Here is a 20,804-nt window from a genome sequence, read left to right as displayed (position 1 = left end):
GTCCTCGACGAGAGTTATTGTTGCGCGGTCAGGGGTGGTGTGATCGGGTAGAGCAGGATTTCAACGGCATCTGGGTATTTGGCTATCAGATATTGTGCTTTCTGCTGGAACTCACCGTCAGTAGGGTAAGCTCGTGCGGCAGTTATCATATTGATCAAGGCTTTCTTATCCTGTACACCATCCAAGTCTTTATACGGCCAGGCTTGGTTGGTATTGATAAAACCTGCGACATATTGATAGCCTTTTTTCAGACTGTGTTCATCCAGCGTGAAGTGCCAGATATCTTTGTCGGCTACCTCACCCAACCGGCCGAGCTTGTTGTAGGCTTCCAAGTGGAAATTACTGTAATGCCACGGACGAGTACGTTCTAACTCGGCATTTTGTCGGCCCTGCATATCAAAATGTGAGGGGATCCGGCGCAGTTGCGTTATTTCCAGGCGCTTTTGAGCTGCGGCTTTTTGGCCGCTGAACAGAGCAAAGGAGGCGGCCTGAACATCAAAATAGGTGCCGTGATTATTATGCCAATTATCTTCTTCAAAACCGTTCTGGCTGGTTGTCATCCATTGATAAAAGTCTTTATACCAAAGTTTGATTGCCTGATAGTCGGTATCATTAAGTACATTGGCCGGTCTTATCAATTCGACAGCATCAATCACATCGACCAGTGCCCGGCTATCGATCAAACCAATACCGCGGCCTTTATTGATGCCCGGAATGGCTTGGGCATATTGTAGATTCGGGTTCATTCGGGTGTTCGGATTAACGAACCAGTTAACCAATTGGTCGCGGGCTTTCTCGGCGTATTCGGGCTTACCGGTAAAGCGATAAGCCAATGCCAGATAATAGACATCTTCACTGAGGCTATTCATGCGTTTTTTATCGGTAGCGTCGCTATTCGCGTCTGGATTGGTTTCACCATCTTTACGCAAATAAGGCATACCGTCTTTCTTGCTTGGGTCTGGCCACCAATAAGGCGGGAAGCTGTAATAGTCGTGTTTATCACCACTGGCGGCCAACAGGCTTTTATCCATGACTGAATACCGCGGTTTCTTCAGCGCTTCATCGGCCTTATCTATCAGATTTTTATAAGATTTTTCATATAACGGATTGTTTTGTTTAACTTGTTCGATGCTATAGTTTATATCATCTATTTTTAACAGTAATGGGTGGCTTTCCGCCGCATAGATAAAGGGGGTAGCCCCCAGAAAAGTAGCCAATAATAGCATTTTTTTGCCTGATATTTTCATCATTACTTTCCTTGTTCTTTATGATTTACATTATTAAAAATAAAGTATTTTGGTTTATTTAATTTCTGTTCTTATGGTTTTAAAATAGAAAATTAACCTAATAAAAATAGGGTTATTAACTGTATCAATACACTTTCAATAAAAAGAATACTGTTTCATTTCAGATGGATTTGAATTCTAGGGTAAAGTTTTGGGACTTTTGTGATCCAAGTCTATTTTATAAATTATCTGTAAATAAATAATTTAAATTGTGATCTGAATCAAATTAAATCTTTGTTTTAGCCGTTTTTTAGCCAATTTAAATAATTGTATGGTTTTTTTAATTTTTAAAATTAACATTATAATATATTGTTTTATATCAATATTTTGTTTTTAGTTATTATTTTTGCTATTTTGTAAATGTGATCTTAAGCATAAATATTAAAATGGAATTAAGTTTTGTTTTTTATGGTGTAGTTTTTTGTTTTCCTCTGGGTTCTAATGTTATCGAGTGTTTCGTGATTTTATTCTGCTATTTAAACTTCTGGGTAAATTCATAAAAATTAGATTTCAACGAGGACGCTGAGATGAAGACAAAAATGATAATGTCAAAAGTAAAAATAAAATCTTTGCTGTTGTTAACTTATTTAGCCATGGGGATCCCTTCTCTTCACGCAGCAGAAACATTGCAGGTGTGGATCCGCGCCAGTAATGATTCTAAGAATATTTATAAAAAAGAAGCCGACACTTTTGAAAAGAAAACCGGCATCAAGATTGAATATTTCAATGCGACGACCGATTTTGAACAGCGTCTGGCACGAGCCGCAGCGGGTAATGCGCTGCCGGATCTGATTTTTAACGATGCAGTAGCCATCGGGCAGTTTGTTCAGTTGGGTATTGTCGAGCCGATTGAACCGAAAAATATCATTGGCGGAGAAGACATCTTCGATACCGCCTGGAAAAGTGCCCAATATATTGATGGTAAATATTACGGAGTGCCTACTTCAGCTCAAACCTTCGCGCTGTTTGTCCGTAAAGACTGGCGGGAAAAGCTGGGGTTAGAACAGCCTAAAGATTGGCAAGATATCAGTGCATTAGCGAAAGCATTTACTTTTAATGACCCGGATGGCAACGGTAAGAACGATACCTATGGCTTTATTTTGCCAGGTTCAACCACCCGTGGTTATGCCAGTTGGTTTATCAGTTCCTATCTCTGGCAGGCAGGCGGTGATTTTATTCGCCCAACCAGTGAAGGCAAATTTAAAGCCTCGCTGGACGAGCCCGCAGCTACTGAAACACTGAGTTTCATGCGTGGCATGGTATGTGACAAAACGGTACAGCCGGGAGCCATCAACGCGACCACCGCAGATGCCATTCCATCGTTCCGCTCCGGTCAAAGCGGCATGTTCTTCTCCGGCCCTTATCACATTGCTTTGTTTGATAAAGATCCCGGCAAAGACGCTTTTGAAGTGATCCCACCGCCGACCGGACCAAAGGGACAGGCGACACTGGCTGAAGGCACCACGGTATTTTTGATGAAAAGCAGCCAGAAAAAAGCAGCCGCTCAGAAATTTATTGAGTTCATGATCTCACCGGAAGGACAACAGATCGGCATGGGAATGGGCAGCAATAATATGCCGGTCGTGCGTTTGTCGATTAACAAGCAAGTTGATACTAAAGCCGTTTATGACGATCCGCGCTGGGCAATGTTTGCTGATTTGTACGCCGAACATGGCCGCTATATCCCACAAGTGCCTAACTGGACGCCAATTCGTCAGGTCACTGCTGAAGGTTTCAACCGCATCTTAGCCAATTGTGACAGTGATATCCCGGCTGAATTAAAAGCCGTGAATCAAAAAGTGAACGCTGAATTGGCTAAACAGAATGTCTTAGGGCAGTGAGTGACACATGATAACGCTAACCCCCCGACTGAAACGTAATCTGGTTCCGTGGTTGTTCCTGGCCCCGGCACTGGTCATCTTCACCTGGTTTAAATTCATTCCGATGCTGCAAGGGCTGGTGATGAGTTTTTACAAGGTTAACTTTAACCAGCCAAATGAGTGGGTCGGGTTTGCCAACTTCTCCCGCGCTTGGGGTGATGAAGCACTGCACTCTGCAGTGTTCAACACCCTGTTATATGTGGTGGTCACCATGGTGGTGGCCGCGTTTATCGCCTTCTTTTTAGCCATGCTATTGGAAGGTCCGGCCCGGCATCTGCGCTTTATCCGCACCGCTATCTTCCTGCCAGCGGTAACCAGTGCGGCTATTGTCGCCGAAATGTGGCGAATTCTGTTTAACCCGACCAGTAACGGCGTAGTGAACCATGTTCTGTCATGGTTCAGTATTGAAGCGCAGGGTTTCTTGGCCGATACCGATCAGGCGCTGTGGACTGTCATGATGCTGCATATCTGGAAAGCCGTGCCTTATAACATGGTTATCTTTATTGCCGGGTTGGTAGGCATTAGCCGTGATTTGTACGACGCCTCGAATGTGGATGGCGCTAACTGGTGGAATCGCCTGCGTTACGTCACGTTACCGGGCATGATCCCGGCGCTTTCAGTGGTACTGATGCTGTCGTTTATCCGTGGTTTCCGGGTGTTTGCTGAAGTGTATGCCACCACCGGCGGCGGCCCGTCTAATGCGACGGAAATGATCATGACCCATATCTACAAACTGGGCTTTGAGCAGTTTGATTATGGTTATGCCTCTGCGGTGTCTTTCCTGTTATTCGCGTTCACTGTGATATTGACGATTTGTCACCTCACCTTGAAAAAGCGCATCGCCCGTTACTAACCCGAGCCGGAGACTGGTAATGAAAAGTAAAAGTTGGAACAGTATCGGCCGCTGGATAATTTATGGTCTGTTACTGATTGTCTTTGTTGGCCCGTATTGGGGCATTATTGCGACCGCATTCAGCGGGGCACCCGTCAAGCCCGGTGAGCTGCTGGCATGGCCAAACCAGTTCTCGTGGGACAACTTTATCTTTGCCTGGATGGATATCGGTGTCTGGCAATATCTGCTGAATTCCATCATCGTGGTGTTCTTTGGCACCGTTCTACAGGTGTCAGTCAGTGCACTGGCAGCTTATGCGCTGGCACGTAAAAAGTTTGTCGGCGTCTCGCTGATAAGTTTGGTCATTCTGTCGACTATGATGCTGCCGGAAGAAGTGATCGCCATTCCGCTCTATATGATCATCAACTGGCAACTGCCGATTATCGATTCCTCGTTGTACAACAGCTATTTGGGCATGATCCTGCCGGTCGTCGGTTGGGCCTTCTCAATTTTTGTTTTGACTGAGTTTATGGCTGCTATCCCAAAAGAACTGGAAGAGGCGGCACGCATTGATGGCGCCAGCGAATGGCAAATTTTCTTCCATGTGATCCTGCCATTGGTTAAACCGGCCTTGGGCACGGTGGTGACCTTCGGTTTTATCATGATTTGGGATCAATATCTGTTACCACTGATTGTGGTTAATCAGGACAGTCTGAATACCATTCCGGTGATCCTCGGCACGCTACGTACTGACGAGAGCATCACACCGAACATCTTTATTGCCATCACCCTATTGGCGATGCTGCCGAGCATCATCGTGTATCTGGGTCTGCAAAAACATTTCAATCGCGGGATCATGTCTGGCGCGGTTAAAGGCTAGGGAGAAACAAAATGGGATCGGTTGTACTTAAAAATGTCTGTAAATCTTACGGTGACACCCATGTGATCCGCGATGTATCGCTGGAAATCCCTGACGGTGAGTTCTGCGTGTTAGTTGGCCCGAGTGGCTGCGGAAAATCCACCTTACTGCGGATGATCGCCGGGCTGGAGGAGATCTCCGGCGGCACGGTAGACATCAATGACAAAGATGTCACCGACGTCGAACCTAAGATGCGCGATATCGCCATGGTGTTCCAAAGTTATGCCCTGTATCCGCAGATGACGGTGCGCGAGAACATGGGGTTTGCGCTGAAAATGGCCAAAATGTCCAAAGCAGAGGTCAATAACAAGGTCGAAACCACGGCAGAGTTATTAGGCTTACAGGCTCTTCTGGAGCGTTTGCCGAAAGATTTATCCGGTGGTCAGCGTCAGCGCGTTGCTATGGGGCGGGCTATCGTGCGTAACCCACAGGTATTCCTGTTTGATGAACCATTATCGAATCTGGACGCCAAATTGCGTACTCAAGTGCGTGGTGAGATCCGCGAATTGCATCAGCGGCTGAAAACCACCTCTGTTTATGTCACCCATGATCAGATTGAAGCGATGACCATGGGTCAGATGATCGTGGTACTGCGCGAAGGGCGCATTGAGCAGGTCGGATCGCCGTTGGACTTGTACGATCGTCCGGCTAACTTGTTCGTCGCGGGGTTTATCGGATCACCGGAGATCAATCAATTGAAAGGCTCTGTAGTGCAACAGGATGATAAATTCCTGCTGCGGCTGGAGGATGGGTCATTGCTGACACTGCCTGCTGGCTTGCAGTTGAGCGATGGGCAAAACGTGGTGTACGCCATTCGGCCAGAGCAGGTCAACGTGGTGGATGCGGCGCACAGTGCCAGTGCGCTGAAAGCGACCATCACTGCGATTGAGAATACCGGCTCGGATATGCAGCTATTTTGTAGCACTGGCGGTGGCCGCTTTACCTCGGTCTTCAAACAGCGTTTGGCGGTGAATGCCGGGGAGACGGTCTATCTGCAACCTAAACTTGCCGGTATTCACATTTTTGATGCTGCCACCGGCTTACGGGTTGCCTGTCAGGCTGCATAAGGAAGACGCCCATGAACACCTCGGTGACGCCAATAAAAACGTCGGTTACGTCAATAAAACTGTACACGCTGGATCTGAATTGCCTGATCAAAGCGAAAGCCGTATTGCAGCAGCCTTTTTCACCTTTGCAACCGGCGTTACGCCGGTTATTAAGTGAAGCCGATGTATTGCGTGATCAGCTGCCGGAAAGTGTGACCGATAAAAAGCGACTACCGGTCAGTGGTGATATTCACGACTACTACAGCTTTGGCACTTATTGGTGGCCGAATCCGCGCAAGCCTAATGGTTTACCCTATGTGCGTCGCGATGGGCATACCAACCCGCAGAGCCAAAATGACGATACTGATACTCAGCGTATTGAACGGATGTGTGATCGCTGCCTGACGCTGGGACTGGCCTACTATTTTACCGGGAATAGCCGTTATGCGCAGGTGGCTGCCGAGCAGATACGTTGCTGGTTTTTAGATGCCAAAACGCGCATGAATCCGCATCTTAATTACGGTCAGGCCATTCCTGGTATCGTTTCTGGTCGTGGTACCGGCCTGATTGATACCCGCCTGATGTGGATGGTGATTGATACCCTCGGTTTAATATCGCCGGCCAAGCTGCTCGATACCGAAGATACTGCGGTATTACAGCAATGGTTCCGTGATTTTAACCATTGGATGTTCCACAGCGAAGTGGGCCATTCCGAGTATGTCTGGCACAACAACCACGGGACCTGGTATGACGTACAGCGCGCGGCCAATGCCATGTTTTATGGCGATCGCGGTTTGGTAACCACCATTATCCAGCAAGGCATCACCCAGCGGTTGGCGGCGCAGATTGCTCAAGATGGCAAACAGTGGATGGAACTGGAACGCACCGTGCCGTTCCATTACTCCTTGTTCAATTTGGAAGCCCATCTGCTGCTATGTCGCTACGGTGAACATGTCGAAATTGATCGCTGGGAATGGATACAAGATGGCCGCAAGGTTCAGCAGGGGATTGATTATCTGCTGCCGTTTATTGCTGAACCGGAGTTGTGGCCCTACCGCGATTTGCGTGGTATCGACTATGACAGTGCCTTGCGGCTGTTATTACAGGCCGCACGGGGTTACCCGACGGACGCCAAACGTTATCATGCGGTGCTCGCCACCTTCCCAGCAGAAACCCTGACATCCCGTGATCGTCTGTTGTGGCAGAATTAATCGGGTCAACGTTAATCGCGGCAAAGTTTATAGCGTCAAAGTTTATAGCGTCAAAGTTGATGTACACTCAGGGCTGTTTTTAAGCCGGAAGGTGTGGTGAATAATGAGTGACCTGAATAATCCTGATGACTTGTCTATCATTAACCGCTTCCTGCGCCAGCGACATGTGCTGACATTGTGCGCTGGCAGCGGTATGGATATGTGGTGCGCCAACTGTTTTTATGTGTTTGATGAAACCCAGATGGCGCTGTTTTTGATGACAGAAAAACACACCCGTCATGGCGAACTGATGCAGATAAACCCCCAGGTTGTCGGCACTATCGCCACCCAACCCCGCACGATAGCGCTTATCAAAGGCATTCAATACCGTGCTGAAATAAGCGAATTAAGCGGTGATGCTGAACACATTGCCCGCCAGCGCTATTGCCGCCGCTTCCCGGTTGCTAAAGTCGCTTCTGCTCCTCTCTGGCAGTTAACGCTGCTGGAAATAAAAATGACCAACAACACCCTTGGCTTTGGCAAGAAACTGTATTGGTCTCATGCGGATTATGCTTGAGTTGACGAACTAAAAGACTTGTTAATAGGTCTTTTAAATCTATATTAAGACCTGTTAATAGGTTTCCTAATGAGGATGTTATGGCTAATATAATTTTAAGTGATACTAGTGCAAGCGTAAGTGAATTAAAGAAAAACCCTATGGCAACTGTCAAAGCAGATGCGGGCTATCCTGAACAGAAACCAGCCTGCGTTCTATTGTATTCCCGCAGAACTCTATGAAAGAATGTTAGATGCCCTTGATGATCAAGAAATTATCAGAATTTAGAGGTGATGCCCTAAAGGAATGGGGAAATATCGATAAAGTCATTCAACAACAGTTGGCTAAAAAACTTAAAAAATGTTGTGAGAACCCCCCTATTTCGTCAGCAAAATTACGGGGATTACCGGACTGCTATAAAATAAAATTACGGGCATCCGGTTTTAGGTTAGTTTATCAAGTCATTGAAGATTGTTTAGTTATTGCCGTGGTTGCAGTCGGTAAACGTGAACACCGCGATGTTTATAACCTCGCAAGTGAACGATTACGATAATTTATTTTCTTTCTTAATCAACTTTTTTCCAGGCTATCCCTGGTTGTGGGCGGCGTTAGTATTTATTGGGGGTCAGATGGCGAAGGTATTATTACTGGGCGCAAGTGGCCTGGTGGGCGGCGAATTACTGCGTTTGTTACGTTTGGATGCGCGCGTGACATCTATCATTGCACCAACCCGTAACCCACTGCCAGTGATGAATAAACTGATCAATCCGCAAGGCCAGAATCTGGCTGAATTGCTGAAAACGCTGACTGAACCGGTGGATTTGGTGTTTTGCTGTTTAGGCACCACGCGTAAGCAGGCGGGCAGTCAGGCGGCGTTTCGGCAGGTGGATTATCGCTTGGTACTGGCGGCGGGAGAAACCGGCCGGCGTTTGGGCGCGCGACATTTTTTGCTGGTGAGCGCCATGGGCGCTAATCCGAAATCATGGCTGTTTTATAACCGCACCAAAGGTGAAGCTGAGCGGGATTTACAAACTCAGGGCTGGCCACAACTCACTTTTGCCCGTCCTTCAATGTTAGCCGGTCAGCGTGCTACCCCGAGGCTGATGGAAAGCCTCAGCGCCCCACTGTTTGCCTTATTGCCAGATAAATGGCGCTTGATTAAAGGCAAAGATGTGGCGCAGGCACTACTGGATCAAGCTTTTGCGCCACCGAAAGAAGGAGTGACCATCTTAACCTCCGCTCAGATGCAGCAGCGTTGATCATAAGAGGGCAATCGTCTGATTATCATGGGCGATTGCCACGTCAGTGGTGTGATGGAAATCGCCCCCGAACATGAGCTATGTGGTAGTCTGTAAGCAAAAAAGGCTGAATTTCCCCCGCAGTAAACTGTTTGTCGCGACTCACTCAGTGAGGGCGCTCTAATCACATGCTCGATACACGGGCACAAAAGTTTTCGTATTATCAAACAGCCGGTGGTTCAGGTTCTGGCGGTGATGGTAGTGGAAGCAAATGCTACGTCTATGTTGACCGATAACGTCGTTAATTGATTAAGGCTATCTTACTTGCGCAGATAGTGAATAACCTGATTGCCGCTGCCACGCCAGATAAGTGCAGGATCTTTCAGATCTTGCACGAATTTTCCGTCGATCAGCACATTGATCAATGACACCACTTGCTGTTGCTCGTCGGTCAGTTCGGCCAATGTATAACCGCTCCAGAGCCAGATATCTTTGCCGTCACACTCATGACGCACTCGCTTTACCAGTTGCAGGATGGCGGATAGATTTTTAGGATGCAACGGATCACCACCGGAGAGGGATAACCCTTGTCGGCGGATACGGGAGTCATTCAGATCGGCAATTATCCTATCTTCCATTTCACGGGTAAACGGCTTACCCGAATTGAGTCGCCAGGTACTTTTGTTATAACAACCCATACATTGGTGCACGCAGCCAGAGACAAACAGCGTGCAACGGGTGCCGGGACCGTTGATGACGTCGACCGGGTAGTATTGATGGTAGTTAATCATCGGTGCCTCCCTTTGTACTTGGCGCTGCAGGGGTGTTGGCTTGCCGCCTACCTGCAACTCCAATGACTTTGGGTAATGGTGTTTAGTGGTCAGCCCAATTGCCCGTTCGCCAGATGTTTAACGCGGCGCTTCACTTCTTCTTGTTTGCCGGCGTTAAATGGCCGTGCGTCGGGGCTGCCCAAATAACCACATACCCGACGGGTTACCGACACTTTAGAGGGTTCATGATTACCGCATTTCGGGCAGGTAAAACCTTTGCTAGTACAGGAAAACTCACCGGTAAAGCCACATTCATAGCATTCATCGATCGGCGTGTTGGTGCCGTAATAGGGTACCCGGCTGTAGCTGTAATCCCAGACATCTTCCAGCGCCCGCAGGTTATGCTGCAAGTTAGGATACTCGCCATAACAGATGAAACCGCCGTTAGCCAATGGAGGGTAAGGTGCCTCGAAGTCCAGTTTGTCGTACGGGTTAACTTTCTTCTCAACATCCAAATGGAAGCTGTTGGTGTAATAGCCTTTATCCGTTACCCCTTCTACCACGCCAAACTCTGCGGTATCAAGGCGACAGAAACGGTCACACAGGTTTTCACTGGGGGTGCTGTATAAGCTAAAGGCATAGCCGGTTTCATCTTTCCAGCTATCCGTCGCTTGTCTCATACGTTCGACGATAGCGACGGCTTTCTCACGTAACTTCTGGTTATCAAACACATGGGTTTGATGACCAAACAGTGCATTAACGGTTTCATGAATGCCGATAAAGCCTAGCGAGATTGACGCACGGCCATTTTTAAAGATTTCTGAGATATTGTCATCTGCCTGCAAACGTACACCGCAAGCCCCTTCCATATACAGAATGGGGGCGACTCGTGCTTTGATCCCTTCCAGACGAGCAATACGCGTCATCAGCGCTTTCTTGGCTAACAGCAGGCGCTCATCTAACAATTGCCAGAATGTCTCTTCATCACCTTGTGCTTCCAGTGCGATACGCGGCAGGTTAAGACTGATAACCCCCAGATTATTACGACCATCATGGATCTGTTTGCCATCTTCTTCATACACCCCCAGGAAGCTGCGGCAGCCCATGGGGGTTTTAAAGGAGCCAGTCACTTTAACCACTTGATCATAATTAAGAATATCCGGATACATACGTTTGGTCGCGCACGCCAGTGCCAACTGTTTAATATCGTAATTGGCATCGCCGAATGTGTGGTTCAGACCATCGCGGATGGCAAACACCAGTTTCGGGAATACCGCGGTTTTACGGTTTTTGCCCAAACCGGCAATACGGTTACGCAAAATAGCCTGCTGTATCATGCGTGACTGCCAACGAGTCCCCAGCCCGAATCCAAAGGTGACAAATGGTGTTTGGCCATTAGCGGTATGCAGGGTATTAACTTCATATTCCAGTGATTGGAACGCGTCGTAGCACTCTTTTTCGGTGCGCGACATAGCATAACCGGCGGCATCAGGGATCTGCCACTCTTCAGCCACCGCTTTATGTTTGTTAAAACTTTCAGTGACAAACGGGGCCAGAACTTCATCGATGCGGTTAATGGTGGTACCGCCATAGATATGGCTGGCGACCTGCGCGATAATTTGTGCCGTCACTGCGGTAGCGGTAGAAATGGATTTTGGCGGTTCGATTTCCGCGTTACCCATTTTAAAGCCTTTGGTCAGCATGCCATCGAGATCAATCAACATACAGTTGAACATTGGGAAAAACGGCGCGTAATCCAAATCGTGATAGTGGATCTCACCACGCTCATGGGCTAATACCACATCGCGCGGCAAAATATGCTGTTTGGCGTAATGCTTAGCGACAATACCGGCCAGCAGATCGCGTTGTGTAGGGATAACTTTACTGTCTTTATTGGCATTTTCGTTAAGTAGTGCTTGGTTACTTTGCTCTACCAAACCCCGGATTTCCTGATTCAGGCGACCGCGCAACTCCCGCGAGATATCCCGGTCATGACGATACTCGATATAGGCTCGGGCTAGCTGCTTGTACTGACCGGCCATCAGTTGGTTTTCTACCGCATTTTGGATATCGCGGATATCAACCTTTGGCTGGTTTTCCATCGTCTGAGCGACCACACGGGCAACAGTTGCACAATAATCTGCGTCTACAACGCCAACAGCCAAGGCTGCACGTTCGACGGCTTCCTTGATACGCACCTCATCAAAAGGTACCTGACAACCGTCCCGTTTAATCACTACTGTTTTCAAAATATCGCTCCTGTCGCTTGTAGCTAAGGTTATCCACAAGGCAAACCGCAGTACATAAGGGCTGCGAGGGGGTGTGGATGGATTTGTGGATAACTACTACATATAGATGCTTGAATTACTTTAAGCACTATATATAGGTATCGGCAAACAAAATTGACCTAGAACAAGGAAATTGGCGTTAAGGGTTACACCCTGTTCAGTGAGGGGACAGGATGGGAATTGTCTGTGGATCAAGGCGTGTACAAATTTAGTATAAATTTGATATTTCATTGAACAGATGTTAGCTTGCTGGAGCATAGGTGGCGATTGAAGGAGAAATTACTATGACCACGACAATGTCTCAAAAAGCAGCGAGAGAAGGGCTGGGATCGCCTGAGCTTTTTGACGGCGGTGTTTTTGTCACAAAAAATGGCGTCGCTGAGTTGTTTGTCCAACCCGCAGCGGAAAGGGAAGCAGAGATTAGAGAGCGTCATATTGAGCGCCAATCAAATGCCCTGCTGAAGCTGGTTATGTTGGCTAAACAGGATATTAAAAACCAGCAAGGTATGTCGCCTGAAGAGACACTAAGGAAGCTGCGCGAAGCGCGCAAGTAATATTGAGGTTAGGAATGCCCCAAATAATTATATCACCAGCAGCAGAATGGACTCTTAAGGATATTGAATCCTTTAAAAGCGGCACTATGGGGCCGGTTAAGGCTGGAGAATTCGTAGATAATTTATTGATATCATCAATAACAGCGATCAGTGAAGATCCGATCCGCTATCGTTTTAACTCAATGTTATCAGATAGCGGTGTACAATTCCGTGAACGGCTGGATCCCGACAGTGAGTACCGCGTCATATATGACTATGATGGTCAAACTGTGGAAATACTGGCTTTTGTCAGTATGAAACAAGATTTGGAAAGAGTTCTTTACCGATACCTTATGTATCGTTAGTAATCAGAAACTTGGGCCTATCCAGTGTCTGATTAGAAAACAAACCTTTTACCCCATAAAATGTTCGGCAAGTTCTAAATCGCTGCGTGAAAACTCCCTTACTATCCTGCCACTCGCCATCATTGCCGCGCGCTCGGACATATGCGCCACCACATCACTGTCATGGCTGACCAACAGATAGGTCATTCCGTGCTCGCGTTTCAAATGATTGAGTAGATTGAGAATTTCCGCCTGAACTGACATGTCCAACGCTGAGGTTGGCTCATCCAGCAGCAATAATTTTGGTCGCAGTAGTAGGGCGCGGGCGATGGCAATACGTTGACGTTGGCCACCGGAGAATTGATGGGGGAATCGCTGTGCCGCAGATGCCGGTAGACCCACTTGCTCTAAGGCTTCATCGATCCGCTGCTGAATATTCTGCTCGCCGTGGATCTTTAAAGGCTCACCCAGTGTGCGCTGAATATTATGCTGAGGATGTAGCGAGGCATAAGGGTCTTGAAACACCATCTGCACTTCTTTACGCAGTTGGCCGGTAAAACGCTGTCCCGGTTGTAACGGTTTGCCCAGTAAGGTTATCTCGCCTTGCCATGCTCGCTGTAAACCGGCCAGTGTACGTAACACGGTCGATTTACCACAGCCGGATGCCCCGATCAGGCTGAATGTCTCACCGGCTTCCACCTTAAAGCTGACTGACTCAACCGCCGTTTTCACCTGATTTTTCTGGGCGAAACTCACCTGTAGATTATTGACTTCAATCAGTGCCACGGGAACCTCCAGTGAAATCAGCGCTGCGATCCAATACCGGTAGCTCAGTGCCATAGGTGCTGGCATTTGGGCGACAAGCCCATAGCGTATGGGTATAGGGATGGGTCGAGTGAGGTAAATCTGCCGCTGCGCCTTGATCCACCAGTTTCCCCTGATACATCACGAGCACACGATGGCAATGCTCTGCTACCAACGGCAGATCATGGCTGATCAACAGCAAACTCATATTGCGCTGTTCGGTCTGTTCGACAATCAGCTCAAGGATCTGGTTGCGCAATTTGGCATCCAAGGCCGATGTCGGTTCGTCAGCAATTAATACTCGTGGGTTATTCACTAGGGCTATGGCTAACATCGCCCGTTGCCCCATTCCGCCGGAAAGTTGGCCGGGGTAGTGGTGGTAGGCGCTTTCGTTTAATCCGACTGAGGCCAGCGCATTTAATACCCTTTCGTGAGTATCGGCAGCGGAAAGTGCATTATGCAGCAGCAAGGACTCTTCAATTTGCTTACCCACGGTTCGCACCGGATTCAGTGCATAACGGGGGTCTTGCAGCACCATGGCAATTTCACGGCCACGTAATGCGCCCCATTGTTTAGATTTCAGCTCAAGTAAATGGTGTTCGATAACCTGGCCGGGGTGACCTTGTTCATCGGTATTGTCAGAGTAATAACTCAACTTTTTAGCGCTGACTTTCCCCGGCGAACGGACTAATCCCATCAACGCTCTGGCGGTAATTGACTTACCCGAGCCAGATTCACCCACTAACGCGACGCGCTCGTGACCGAGATGGAACGAAATGTTATCCACCACCCTTTGTTGCTGGAAATCGACACACAAATTATCGACGACAAAAATTTTATCCGTCATGGTGAGGGTCCAAAATATCGCGCAGGCCATCGCCTAACAGATTAAATGCCATGCTGCTGAGCAAGATAGCGCAGCCTGGGATCGCGGCAATCCACCATTGATCGAAGATAACCTGCATACCGTCAGCGACCATTGATCCCCATTCGGACATCGGTGGGCGCGCACCCAAGCCCAGGAAGCCTAAGCCGGCTGCGGCCAAAATAATGCCCGCCAGATCCAGTGCCAGGCGTACCACTGCTGAAGGGAGGCACATGGGTAAAATATGGCCCCATAGCAGACGCAGCCCCTTGATCCCCATCATTTCAGCCGCGGCCAGATAGTCGCTTTTACGCAGTAATTGAATCTCGGCTCTGGCCTGACGGGCATAGGCTGGCCAAGTGGTCAGCGCCAGTGCCAATGCACCGTTAATCAAACCAGGGCCAAGCATGGCGACGAAGGCAAAGGCCAGAATCAGCCGTGGCATTGACATCACCACATCGGTGACGCGCATCAAAATACGTTCGAGCCAACCGCCATAATAACCAGACAGCACACCGACCAGCAGCCCCAGTGGTAGCGTGATCACCGTGACCAGCAGTACCAGCCCCAATGTTGGGCGAGTACCGTAAATCAGGCGCGACAGCATATCGCGACCATAGCTATCGGTACCTAGCCAGTGTCCTGCTGCGCCTGGAGGCAGTAACCGATCGGCCGCATTTTGCCAGTTGGGATCTTGTGGGGCTAGCCACGGAGCGAAAATCGCGATTATCACCAGCAAGGAGAGAATAAATAGCCCAATGCTGGTGGCGGGGGAATGCTTCAGCGTGTGGCAGATTTTTGTTATCGGTATCGACATATCAGCGCGTTCTCGGATCCAGCAGGCGGACCAGCAGATCCGTCACATTGTTAATCAAAATAAAGCACATCCCGAGCAACAGCGTTCCGCCCATAATGGCTGTGGTATCACCAGCAAACAGCGCACTGGTGAGGTAGCGGCCAATCCCCGGCCAGGCAAAAACGGTTTCGGTTAATACCGCGCCTTCCAGCATACTGGTATAGGCCAGCCCAATCACCGTCAACAGTGTGCCTCGAATATTGGGCAACACATGCATCAGCAGGATCCGCATCTCACCTGCGCCTTTAGCTCTCGCCAGCGTAATGTACTCTTTATTCAGTTCACTCAGGCAGGCCGAACGCGTTAGGCGGGTAATACTGGCCAGTGCATAGTAAGAGAGCAGGGCGACCGGCAAAATCAAATGGGCGATGGCATTGCCAAAAGCACCGGCATCGCCAGAACGCCAGGTGTCGATCAGCGCAAAACCGGTCTTCGCTTCCACGGTATATTGATAAATATCATCGAGACGACCGGGGCCGGGGCTCCATTGCAAGCGGGTGTAAAACAGCAGCAACATCAATAAGCCGAGCCAGAAGATCGGTACTGAGTTACCCAGCAGGGTGATAAAGCGAATGGTGGCATCTAGCTTGCTACCGGCCCAACGAGCGCATAACAAACCGAGGATAACCCCGAGTGCCGCGCCTATTATCAGCGACAGCGTTGCCAGCTCTAATGTTGCAGGGAAAACCGTCAGCAGATCTTGCAGTACAGGTTGGCCGCTGGCACTGGCCGTACCCAGATCTCCATGAGCCAGTTGCAGCAAATAATGCCAAAACTGCACCCATAATGGTCTATCCAGCCCAAGTTGGTGTTGAACTTGTTGATAGGTTGCCTCGCTGGCGTGGTCGCCCACGATTTGTAACACCCGATCCACTGGCGACAATGCCGACAGGAAAAAGGTGATAACCAGTAGACCGAATAAGGTTAGGGCCAGGGTAAATAAACCCTGTAAACCCCCCCAAAGACGACGCCGGGATTGGGTTCCCGGCGTATTATTTAGTGCTAAAGACATCGACGTGCTCGCGTTAAATGGACTTTATTGATAAGTCAGCGCTATTTGCTCACTCGATCATAATAGACCATATCTGCATTTAGACCTTGTTGGTAGCCTTTTACATTATCTCGCAACACCACTTGTGCTTTGGCTTGATCAATAAAGATATAAGGCGAGTTCTGTTGCAACTCTTCCTGCAACTTAGTATAGAGCGCAGTGCGTTTGGCCGGGTCTGCCTCAGCGACCGCCGCCAGTGTTTGTTTATTCAGTTCAGGAATAACCCAACCGTTTAAACCGGCAACCGTGCTGCTCTTACCGTCGTTATAGGCAAAGGCGCTGGCATTGGAATGCGCATCGAAGTAATCCGGGATCCACAGGCGGATAGCAGACTGATGTTGCTTGGCACGTACCCGGCCGTACACCTGGCTACCTGCCGCTGGCAGTAACACCAGTTTTACACCGCCTTGAGCAAAGCTTGCCTGCAACGATTGAGCGATGGTGATAAACGGAGGTTTATTCTCAACATCCAGCGTCAAGGTGGCATCCTTAATACCGGCTTTAGCCAGGATCTCTTTGGCTTTGGCCGGATCAAAGGTGAACGGGTTGCTTTCCAGCGCGCCGGGTAAACCGACCGGCAGGAAGCTTTGATGCACGAAATACTGGCCTTTCAGCAGATCTTTGGTAATACCTTTATAATCAACTAAATAGCGAGCAGCTTGCCAGAACTCAGGTTTGCTCAGCAGTGGGTTAGCTGGATTGGCGGTGTTAAACACTAAATAGTTTTGTTCCGCCGAGGGGATCTCAACCACTTTGACGCCAGCCTGAGCTTTCAGCGCGGCAGTCTGATCCGGCCCCAATTCACGGGCGATATCGGCATCACCTTGCTGAATCAGCAGTCGGCGGGCGCTTGGATCGGGTACATTTTTAATAATGATATTTTTAATCAGTGGTTTATCACCCGGTGATGTCGGGTTGGCATCCAGCACGATAGCCTGATGCGGCTGATAAACACGCATTTTGAACGGGCCGCTACCGGCTGAATGCATTTTTAACCAGGCATTACCGTAATCGTCATTTTTAACATTGGCGGTGACGGCTTTTTTATCAACAATCGAGGCGATAGGGGTTGATAAGATATTCAGGGCAACTGCCGGGCTAACATCTGCGCTCCAGCTTAGCTGCACGGTATTTTTATCAATCTTTTTCAGATGTTGATCGATGTTACTCGCATCCCAGCCCAGAACGTTAAGGATAAAGGCCGGTGAACGGTTCATTTTGATGGCGCGAGTAAAGGAGAAAATCACGTCATCGGCCGTTACCGGATTACCGGATGAAAATACGGCTTCTGGGCGCAATTTCACCGTGAGGGTTTTGGCGGCGGCGTCGCCTTGCCAGCTTTCAGCAAGAATTGGCACAACTTTTTCCGGGTTATCACGATCGGCCTGTACCAGGCGCTGATATAGACTTGGCACGGTTTGAATACTGGAGAGTTCATTACTTTCAGCCGGATCAAGGCTGACGATATCATCTAGGGATTGTACTACGACCAGAGTATCTGGCGGTGTTGCTGCCAGCACACTGCCAGATAGTGCTGTCAGAACGAGTAATGACAGAATTTTAGCTTTCATTAAGACTCCCCGAAATAGATTACGACCATCGTGTGTTTTTAGTATAGATAGATAACATTGCTAGGAAATTATTGTTTTTTAAACTATTTCATCACAGTTTCTCACGATAGTAGCTTTATTGTCGGTGGTCAAAGTCTCAACAGTTATTTGTTATAACAATTAGTGATAAGGAGGTATTACAGAAAAGTAATGATTATGCGGTGATTTTAAACCGACGGTAGTAACCCGCATAATAATCACCACGCTTCCGATTAAAATTAATAAATGTTAAACACTTCCCACTGTATGACGAGTGAACCGGTTATAATGAAACGTCATTTCACTTAATTTATACACAAGAGAAAATCATGATCAGCGGAAATATTCATCATTTAGAATTGTTACCTTATCTGCCTGCGCAATTGAAAGATGCGATTGAATATGTCAAAAAACATATCACCGCAGATACCCCGCTAGGTAAGCATGATATCGATGGCAATGATCTTTTTATATTGATCTCCAATGACAGCACGGATCATCTGGAAAATCGCCGGGCGGAATATCACGCTAAATATCTGGATATCCAGATCGTGCTGGCTGGTGTTGAGGGGATGACGTTCAGTCACTTTCCTGCGGGTAAACCTGATATCGACTGGCTGGCTGACAAAGATATTGCCTTTTTGCCTTCAGGTATCGATGAGAAGCAATTTGTGATGCAACCCGGTGATTTCGTAGTGTTCTACCCAGGGGAAGTACATAAGCCATTATGTGCGGTGGGCGAGCCGGCCAATGTGCGCAAAGCGGTAGTGAAGATATCGGTAAAATAGGCTATTTTACTTGCTATTTTGGACGCAAGCAGTGCTCGAAATACTCACGTACTACGTGTACGCTCCGTTTTTTCCGCGCGGGTTGCGTCCAAACTATCTGCGCCAATAACGCCTATTGATGGGGCGATTCATCAGCAAAAAATTGCGTGTTTTTATACCTGTCCCAATGTCGCGACCATCACGGCTTTGATGGTGTGTAGGCGGTTTTCGGCCTGATCAAACACGATGCTATGCGCAGATTCAAATACTTCGTTGGTGACTTCCATACCGCCCGGTAAGTCATAAAGCTCTGCCATTTGCTTACCTACGGTCGTTTGGTCATCGTGGAATGCGGGCAAGCAGTGGAGGAATTTGACCTGTGGGTTACCGGTCAGTTTTACCACATTCATATTGACCTGATACGGTTTGAGCAATGCCACACGTTCCTGCCACACTTCTTTTGGTTCGCCCATCGATACCCAAACATCGGTATACAGGAAGTCTGCGCCTTTCACGCCTTCGGCAATATCGTCGGTTAGTGTTATTTTCGCCCCGGTTTTCTGGGCCAGTGCCTGACAGGTAGCAACCAGTTTAGCCTCTGGCCAGCACGCTTTAGGCGCGACTAAACGCAAATCCATCCCGACCAGTGTCGCCGCCTCCAGCATAGTGTTACCCATGTTGTTACGCGCATCGCCAAGATAGGCAAATGTCATCTCAGCTAAAGCCTTACCCGGCAAATGTTCCTGCATGGTCAGTAAATCAGCCAGTAGTTGGGTTGGATGGAATTCATTGGTTAGACCATTCCACACCGGCACACCGGCAAATTCAGCTAATGTTTCAACCACTTCTTGGCCGTGACCACGATATTGAATACCGTCATACATGCGGCCCAATACCCGGGCGGTATCTTTAATTGATTCTTTATGCCCGATTTGGCTCCCCCCTGGGCCGAGGTAAGTCACGCGTGCACCTTGATCATATGCGGCAACTTCGAAAGAGCATCGGGTACGAGTCGAGTCTTTTTCGAAGATGAGCGCGATATTCTTACCTGCCAATTTTTGCTGTTCTTTGCCTGATTTCTTGGCATGCTTCAACTCAGCAGCCAAATCCAACAGGGCAATAATCTCGGTGGGAGTAAAATCCAGTAACCTTAGAAAGTGACGTTTATAGAACTGACTCATAGTGCTTATCTCCATGTACCCCGTAATGCTTGCTGCCTGGTTGCAACACCAATTATTTTGGGTTTAATTGAATTTCAATATGAATTTAAATTCAATTTATAGGTATAAATATTCAATTACAACCCTAATCAATAAATCTTTCGCGTTTATAGTGGAGGCAATAGCGTGGGTGTGGGAAAATAGCGCCATACGAAGACCATTGACTGAGGATAAAGGCATGGCAAACCGCGAAAAGCTGGACGAACAACGTGACGAGACCCGGTTGATCATCGAAGAACTGCTGGACGATGGCAGCGATCCAGATGCGCTGTACACTATCGAACACCACCTTTCTGCCGAGAAGTTCGACGTGCTGGAGAAGGCTGCTGTTGAAGCATTTAAGCTGGGTTATGAAGTGACAGATGCAGAGGAGCTGGAAATAGAAGACGGCTCTATGGTGATGTGCTGTGATGTGATTAGCGAAGTTGCTCTAAATGCTGAAATCATTGATGCGCAGGTTGAACAGCTCATGGCCTTGGCTGAAACTTGTGGCGTGAATTACGACGGTTGGGGCACTTACTACGAAGATCCGAACGCAGAAGATGACGAAGACGGCGAGTTCGACGAAGAAGAGTTAGTGGACGAAGATGACGACGGCAAACGCCACTAAATTCCTCTTCGTCCTTGGCACTATAGCTGTGTTAGCTGCTCTCACTCACCCGAATCACTGACTTGAGTCAGCTCATCGGGATTTGCTCGTTTGCTGCCTTGCTATAGCGCCAATGACGTTGAGGACTTTCCTTTGTTCTTGGCACTATAGCTGTGTTAGC

General features: G+C 48.3%; 21 protein-coding genes and 1 pseudogene. 13 read left to right on the top strand and 9 right to left on the bottom strand.

Features of this window, described 5'->3' with window-relative positions; translation table 11 throughout:
- Positions 1 to 14: 14 nt before the first annotated feature.
- Entirely contained in the window at positions 15 to 1,250 is a 1,236-nt protein-coding gene (locus tag AEP37_RS15215; protein ID WP_049614131.1) for an alginate lyase family protein, read from the bottom strand.
- 563 nt (positions 1,251 to 1,813) lie between these two features.
- On the opposite strand from AEP37_RS15215, the gene AEP37_RS15210 reads away from it, so the two are divergent.
- From AEP37_RS15210 to AEP37_RS15175, 9 genes and pseudogenes are all read left to right on the top strand, one after another.
- Positions 1,814 to 3,127, top strand: coding sequence for an ABC transporter substrate-binding protein (locus tag AEP37_RS15210; RefSeq protein WP_049614130.1), 1,314 nt, complete (start codon positions 1,814 to 1,816; stop codon positions 3,125 to 3,127).
- A 7-nt stretch (positions 3,128 to 3,134) separates the two neighbouring features.
- Entirely contained in the window at positions 3,135 to 4,019 is an 885-nt protein-coding gene (locus tag AEP37_RS15205; protein ID WP_049614129.1) for a carbohydrate ABC transporter permease, read from the top strand.
- A gap of 19 nt (positions 4,020 to 4,038) precedes the next feature.
- The gene (locus AEP37_RS15200; protein ID WP_049614128.1) at positions 4,039 to 4,878 is read left to right on the top strand and encodes a carbohydrate ABC transporter permease; all 840 of its coding nucleotides are present in this window, start codon (positions 4,039 to 4,041) and stop codon (positions 4,876 to 4,878) included.
- Positions 4,879 to 4,889: 11 nt separating this feature from the next.
- Positions 4,890 to 5,984 carry an ABC transporter ATP-binding protein gene (locus tag AEP37_RS15195; protein WP_049614127.1) on the top strand — a complete coding sequence of 365 codons (1,095 nt, stop codon included), beginning with the start codon at positions 4,890 to 4,892 and terminating at the stop codon, positions 5,982 to 5,984.
- Positions 5,985 to 6,007: 23 nt separating this feature from the next.
- The gene (locus AEP37_RS15190; protein ID WP_049614162.1) at positions 6,008 to 7,174 is read left to right on the top strand and encodes an alginate lyase family protein; all 1,167 of its coding nucleotides are present in this window, start codon (positions 6,008 to 6,010) and stop codon (positions 7,172 to 7,174) included.
- A gap of 103 nt (positions 7,175 to 7,277) precedes the next feature.
- Complete coding sequence (locus AEP37_RS15185; RefSeq protein ID WP_049614126.1) at positions 7,278 to 7,730, top strand: YhbP family protein; 453 nt, start codon at positions 7,278 to 7,280, stop codon at positions 7,728 to 7,730.
- 80 nt (positions 7,731 to 7,810) lie between these two features.
- A pseudogene (locus AEP37_RS24305) lies at positions 7,811 to 7,997 on the top strand (type II toxin-antitoxin system Phd/YefM family antitoxin).
- Positions 7,972 to 8,262: a type II toxin-antitoxin system RelE family toxin gene (locus AEP37_RS15180; protein ID WP_049614161.1), complete on the top strand. Its 291-nt coding sequence runs from the start codon at positions 7,972 to 7,974 to the stop codon at positions 8,260 to 8,262. Before AEP37_RS24305 ends, AEP37_RS15180 begins: the two are co-directional and overlap by 26 nt.
- Positions 8,263 to 8,338: 76 nt before the next feature.
- The gene (locus tag AEP37_RS15175) at positions 8,339 to 8,968 is read left to right on the top strand and encodes a Rossmann-fold NAD(P)-binding domain-containing protein (protein WP_049614160.1); all 630 of its coding nucleotides are present in this window, start codon (positions 8,339 to 8,341) and stop codon (positions 8,966 to 8,968) included.
- Positions 8,969 to 9,267: 299 nt separating this feature from the next.
- On the opposite strand, the gene nrdG is transcribed toward AEP37_RS15175, so the two are convergent.
- The gene (gene nrdG / locus AEP37_RS15170) at positions 9,268 to 9,735 is read right to left on the bottom strand and encodes an anaerobic ribonucleoside-triphosphate reductase-activating protein (RefSeq protein WP_049614159.1); all 468 of its coding nucleotides are present in this window, start codon (positions 9,733 to 9,735) and stop codon (positions 9,268 to 9,270) included.
- 92 nt (positions 9,736 to 9,827) lie between these two features.
- Entirely contained in the window at positions 9,828 to 11,966 is a 2,139-nt protein-coding gene (gene nrdD, locus AEP37_RS15165) for an anaerobic ribonucleoside-triphosphate reductase (protein ID WP_049614125.1), read from the bottom strand.
- Positions 11,967 to 12,289: 323 nt separating this feature from the next.
- Here nrdD and AEP37_RS15160 point away from each other — a divergent pair, with 323 nt between their 5' ends.
- Positions 12,290 to 12,559, top strand: coding sequence for a hypothetical protein (locus AEP37_RS15160; RefSeq protein WP_049614124.1), 270 nt, complete (start codon positions 12,290 to 12,292; stop codon positions 12,557 to 12,559).
- Between the two features lie 14 nt (positions 12,560 to 12,573).
- Positions 12,574 to 12,903: a type II toxin-antitoxin system RelE/ParE family toxin gene (locus AEP37_RS15155; protein WP_049614123.1), complete on the top strand. Its 330-nt coding sequence runs from the start codon at positions 12,574 to 12,576 to the stop codon at positions 12,901 to 12,903.
- A gap of 48 nt (positions 12,904 to 12,951) precedes the next feature.
- Here the strand turns inward: AEP37_RS15155 and AEP37_RS15150 are convergent, their stop codons facing one another.
- From AEP37_RS15150 to AEP37_RS15130, 5 genes are read right to left on the bottom strand one after another with little or no spacing between them, the layout of a single operon-like run.
- The gene (locus AEP37_RS15150) at positions 12,952 to 13,668 is read right to left on the bottom strand and encodes an ABC transporter ATP-binding protein (protein WP_049614122.1); all 717 of its coding nucleotides are present in this window, start codon (positions 13,666 to 13,668) and stop codon (positions 12,952 to 12,954) included.
- Positions 13,655 to 14,533, bottom strand: coding sequence for an ABC transporter ATP-binding protein (locus tag AEP37_RS15145; protein ID WP_049614121.1), 879 nt, complete (start codon positions 14,531 to 14,533; stop codon positions 13,655 to 13,657). The genes AEP37_RS15150 and AEP37_RS15145 overlap by 14 nt, the downstream gene beginning before the upstream one ends.
- Entirely contained in the window at positions 14,523 to 15,362 is an 840-nt protein-coding gene (locus tag AEP37_RS15140) for an ABC transporter permease (RefSeq protein WP_082170822.1), read from the bottom strand. The genes AEP37_RS15145 and AEP37_RS15140 overlap by 11 nt, the downstream gene beginning before the upstream one ends.
- A 7-nt stretch (positions 15,363 to 15,369) precedes the next feature.
- Positions 15,370 to 16,419 (bottom strand): ABC transporter permease, encoded by a 1,050-nt coding sequence (locus AEP37_RS15135; protein WP_049614119.1) that lies wholly within the window; start codon positions 16,417 to 16,419, stop codon positions 15,370 to 15,372.
- 41 nt (positions 16,420 to 16,460) lie between these two features.
- Positions 16,461 to 18,029 (bottom strand): ABC transporter substrate-binding protein, encoded by a 1,569-nt coding sequence (locus AEP37_RS15130; protein WP_049614118.1) that lies wholly within the window; start codon positions 18,027 to 18,029, stop codon positions 16,461 to 16,463.
- Between the two features lie 347 nt (positions 18,030 to 18,376).
- Between AEP37_RS15130 and AEP37_RS15125 the strand changes: the two genes are divergently transcribed.
- On the top strand, positions 18,377 to 18,835 hold the full coding sequence (locus tag AEP37_RS15125) for a YhcH/YjgK/YiaL family protein (protein WP_049614117.1): 459 nt from the start codon (positions 18,377 to 18,379) through the stop codon (positions 18,833 to 18,835).
- Between the two features lie 152 nt (positions 18,836 to 18,987).
- Here the strand turns inward: AEP37_RS15125 and argF are convergent, their stop codons facing one another.
- Positions 18,988 to 19,995 (bottom strand): ornithine carbamoyltransferase, encoded by a 1,008-nt coding sequence (gene argF, locus AEP37_RS15120; protein ID WP_049614116.1) that lies wholly within the window; start codon positions 19,993 to 19,995, stop codon positions 18,988 to 18,990.
- Positions 19,996 to 20,212: 217 nt separating this feature from the next.
- Here argF and rraB point away from each other — a divergent pair, with 217 nt between their 5' ends.
- The gene (gene rraB, locus AEP37_RS15115) at positions 20,213 to 20,644 is read left to right on the top strand and encodes a ribonuclease E inhibitor RraB (protein ID WP_049614115.1); all 432 of its coding nucleotides are present in this window, start codon (positions 20,213 to 20,215) and stop codon (positions 20,642 to 20,644) included.
- Positions 20,645 to 20,804 lie beyond the last annotated feature (160 nt).

It is taken from the genome of Yersinia pekkanenii, from assembly GCF_001152565.1.
Taxonomy (GTDB): Bacteria; Pseudomonadota; Gammaproteobacteria; order Enterobacterales; family Enterobacteriaceae; genus Yersinia; species Yersinia pekkanenii.
This window is presented reverse-complemented; position numbering and strand designations above follow the sequence as displayed.

Excerpts from the sequence above, each read along its gene's own strand:
- argF (WP_049614116.1), bottom strand. The coding sequence starts at position 19,995 with ATGAGTCAGTTCTATAAACGTCACTTTCTAAGGTTACTGGATTTTACT.
- AEP37_RS15175 (WP_049614160.1), top strand. The coding sequence starts at position 8,339 with ATGGCGAAGGTATTATTACTGGGCGCAAGTGGCCTGGTGGGCGGCGAA.
- AEP37_RS15130 (WP_049614118.1), bottom strand. The coding sequence starts at position 18,029 with ATGAAAGCTAAAATTCTGTCATTACTCGTTCTGACAGCACTATCTGGC.
- AEP37_RS15205 (WP_049614129.1), top strand. The coding sequence starts at position 3,135 with ATGATAACGCTAACCCCCCGACTGAAACGTAATCTGGTTCCGTGGTTG.
- AEP37_RS15135 (WP_049614119.1), bottom strand. The coding sequence starts at position 16,419 with ATGTCTTTAGCACTAAATAATACGCCGGGAACCCAATCCCGGCGTCGT.
- AEP37_RS15200 (WP_049614128.1), top strand. The coding sequence starts at position 4,039 with ATGAAAAGTAAAAGTTGGAACAGTATCGGCCGCTGGATAATTTATGGT.
- rraB (WP_049614115.1), top strand. The coding sequence starts at position 20,213 with ATGGCAAACCGCGAAAAGCTGGACGAACAACGTGACGAGACCCGGTTG.
- AEP37_RS15185 (WP_049614126.1), top strand. The coding sequence starts at position 7,278 with ATGAGTGACCTGAATAATCCTGATGACTTGTCTATCATTAACCGCTTC.
- AEP37_RS15180 (WP_049614161.1), top strand. The coding sequence starts at position 7,972 with ATGATCAAGAAATTATCAGAATTTAGAGGTGATGCCCTAAAGGAATGG.
- AEP37_RS15210 (WP_049614130.1), top strand. The coding sequence starts at position 1,814 with ATGAAGACAAAAATGATAATGTCAAAAGTAAAAATAAAATCTTTGCTG.
- AEP37_RS15145 (WP_049614121.1), bottom strand. The coding sequence starts at position 14,533 with ATGACGGATAAAATTTTTGTCGTCGATAATTTGTGTGTCGATTTCCAG.
- AEP37_RS15215 (WP_049614131.1), bottom strand. The coding sequence starts at position 1,250 with ATGATGAAAATATCAGGCAAAAAAATGCTATTATTGGCTACTTTTCTG.
- AEP37_RS15155 (WP_049614123.1), top strand. The coding sequence starts at position 12,574 with ATGCCCCAAATAATTATATCACCAGCAGCAGAATGGACTCTTAAGGAT.
- AEP37_RS15160 (WP_049614124.1), top strand. The coding sequence starts at position 12,290 with ATGACCACGACAATGTCTCAAAAAGCAGCGAGAGAAGGGCTGGGATCG.
- AEP37_RS15195 (WP_049614127.1), top strand. The coding sequence starts at position 4,890 with ATGGGATCGGTTGTACTTAAAAATGTCTGTAAATCTTACGGTGACACC.
- AEP37_RS15125 (WP_049614117.1), top strand. The coding sequence starts at position 18,377 with ATGATCAGCGGAAATATTCATCATTTAGAATTGTTACCTTATCTGCCT.